This is a genomic window from Dietzia sp. DQ11-71, assembly GCF_014144995.1.
Lineage (GTDB): Bacteria > Actinomycetota > Actinomycetes > Mycobacteriales > Mycobacteriaceae > Dietzia > Dietzia kunjamensis.
Genome location: NZ_JAALDT010000509.1, coordinates 1 through 2,532 on the forward strand (window position 1 = coordinate 1; position 2,532 = coordinate 2,532).

Sequence of the window (2,532 nt, forward strand, 5' to 3'; positions counted from 1 at the left end):
CCACGACGACGGCCCGCTCGGCGGGGCGGACCGCGGACCCCGGGTCGGCCTCGGCGTCGAACAGACGGCACTTGGCACGGAAGTAGTCGTCCATGCTCGGATGGAAATCCAGGTGGTCCTGGGTCAGGTTGAGAAAGGCACCCACGGCGAACCTGGTGCCGTCCACGCGCCCGAGCCGCAGGGCGTGGCTGGAGACCTCGGCCGCGACCGCGCGGGCCCCCTCATCCCTCATCCGGGCCAGGAGGGCCTGGAACTCGGGGGCCTCGGGGGTCGTGAGGCGACTCGGCAGCGCCCGACCGTCGACCCGGCTCCCGGTGGTGCCGATGAGGCCCGCGACATGGCCGCCGCCTTCGAGCGCGGCTTCGACGAGGTAGGAGGTGGTGGTCTTGCCGGACGTCCCGGTGATCCCCACGACGTCGAGTGCGGCGGAGGGGTCTCCCGCGACCGCCGCGGACACCGCGCCGAGGACGGATCGGGGGTCCGGATGCACGAGGACGGGGACCCGGTCGGCCACGGCGGCCATCATCTCGAGACCCTCGGGGTCGGTGAGCACGGCGTCGGCGCCCGCCTCGATCGCGGTGGCGCCGAACGAGGCGCCGTGGACCCGCGTGCCGGGCAGTGCCGCGAAGAGGATCCCGGGGCCGCAGTCCTGTGCGCGGATCGTTGCACCCACGAGGTCGTCACCACCCCGGGTCCTGTCGCCGAGAAGGGTGGCCCGCACCGCGTCTGCCAGCTCTCGCGCTGTCGTCATCGCCTGTCCTCGCCCCGCCTTCCTTGCTCGCTACCCTCCCGTGAACCCGCTACACGCTACCCTGCCGGACGCTGATCACCGCGCCTGCAGGACCAGTTCCGGCGCGGGGGCGGACGGCGGGATGTTGTCGCGATTGACCAGCCACGATGCGATGTCGTGGAAGAGCGGGGCCGCGGAGGCCCCGAGCACGCCGCGCGAGGGGGCGTCGAGCATGATCGCGATCACATACCGCGGGTCGTCGGCGGGCAGGATGCCGGAGAAGGTGATCCAGTAGCGCGAGTTGGAGTAGCAGGAGCACCCGGGGTCGATCTGCTGCGCGGTGCCGGTCTTACCACTGATCTGGTAGCCGGCGACCGCGGCCTGCGGGCCGGTGCCCCCGGACTGCACGACGGAGCGGAACATGTCCCGCACCGTGCGGGCGGTCTCGGTGCTGATGACCCGCTCACCTTCGGGACGCTCGGTCTCGGTGCGCTCGCCGTCGGGGCCGACGCGCTCGGCGACGATCCGCGGCGGCACGCGGACACCGTCGTTGGCGATGGTCTGGTAGATGCCCGCCATCTGCAGGGTGGTCATGGACAGGCCCTGCCCGATGGGCAGGTTGGCGAAGGTGCCGCCCTGCCAGTTCTGCAGGTCGGGCACCAGACCCTCGGACTCCCCGGCGAGTTCGATCCCCGAGCGCTGGCCGAGGCCGAACTTGTCGAGGTACTCGGAGAACGGCTCCTTGCCCACCCGCTGGGCGAGCATGAGTGTGCCGACGTTGGAGGACTTCCCGAAGATGCCGGTGGTGGTGTACGGGGTGGGGCCGTGCTGCCACGCGTCGGAGACGGTGACACCTTCCATGCGGATGCTGCCGTCCACGGAGTGGACCTCGTTCGGATCGGTCAGCCCCGCCTCGATCGCGGCGGCGGCGGTGATGATCTTCTGCACGGAGCCCGGTTCGAACGGCGAGGTGATCGCCGGGTTGCCCAGGTCCGCCCCCCGCTCGAGCTCGGCACCGACCCCGACGGCCGGGTTGAACGTGTTGTCGTTGGCCATCGCGCGGACCTCACCGGTGCGCGCATCGAGCACGACGGCGGACGCGGCCTCGGCTCCGGAGGTGTCCTTGGCGGTCTGGATGGCCTTCTGCACGTGCCACTGCAGGTCCGCGTCCAGGGTGAGGCGGATGGTGTCGCCGTCGCGCGGCTCGGTCACGTTGCGCAGGGTGCCCGGGATGACGGTGTTGTCCTGGGCCCGGTCGAACGTCTGCCGCCCGTCCTCCCCGTCCAGTTCGTCGTTGAAGTGCGCTTCGATGCCCTGGAGCCCGATCAGCTTGCCCTCGTCGCTCTTCGTCGTCGCACCGACGACGTTCGCGGCGAGCGCGCCCCCCGGGTACTCACGGATGTCGACCCGCTCGGCCCCGATCATGGGGTACTCGCGGGTGATGGCGTTGGCCAGCGTGACGTCGACGTTGCGGACGAGATAGGTGAAGCCACCCTCCGAGGTGAGTTTGGCCTCGATCTCGTCGCGGTCGACGGCGTCACCGAGCACGGTCTCGAACTCGTCGGCGATCTCCTCGACCAGTTCGTCCCAGGTGGGCTTGGTGCTGTCGAGCTCCCGTCGCGCCTCGGCGTTGCGCTGTTCGACCAGCGGCTGGATCGACAGATCGCGGGCCTCGCGGGTGAACGCGATGGGGTCGCCGTTGAGGTCGACGATCGCTCCCCGCGTGGCGGGCAGGACCTCGTGGACCTGGCGTTGGCTCTCGGCGCGGGCCGCGAGCTCCGTTCCCCCGAGGGTCTGCACCC

2 protein-coding genes are annotated in these 2,532 nt (G+C 71.1%); both read right to left on the bottom strand.

Going from position 1 to position 2,532, the window contains the following annotated elements; all coding sequences use genetic code 11:
- Positions 1–751 (bottom strand): Mur ligase family protein (locus G6023_RS15395; protein WP_241727901.1); only part of this gene is annotated, 751 nt, incomplete at its 3' end.
- A 75-nt stretch (positions 752–826) separates the two neighbouring features.
- A complete protein-coding gene (locus G6023_RS15400; protein ID WP_347570790.1) occupies positions 827–2,530 on the bottom strand; it encodes a peptidoglycan D,D-transpeptidase FtsI family protein in 1,704 nt (567 codons plus the stop codon).
- Positions 2,531–2,532 lie beyond the last annotated feature (2 nt).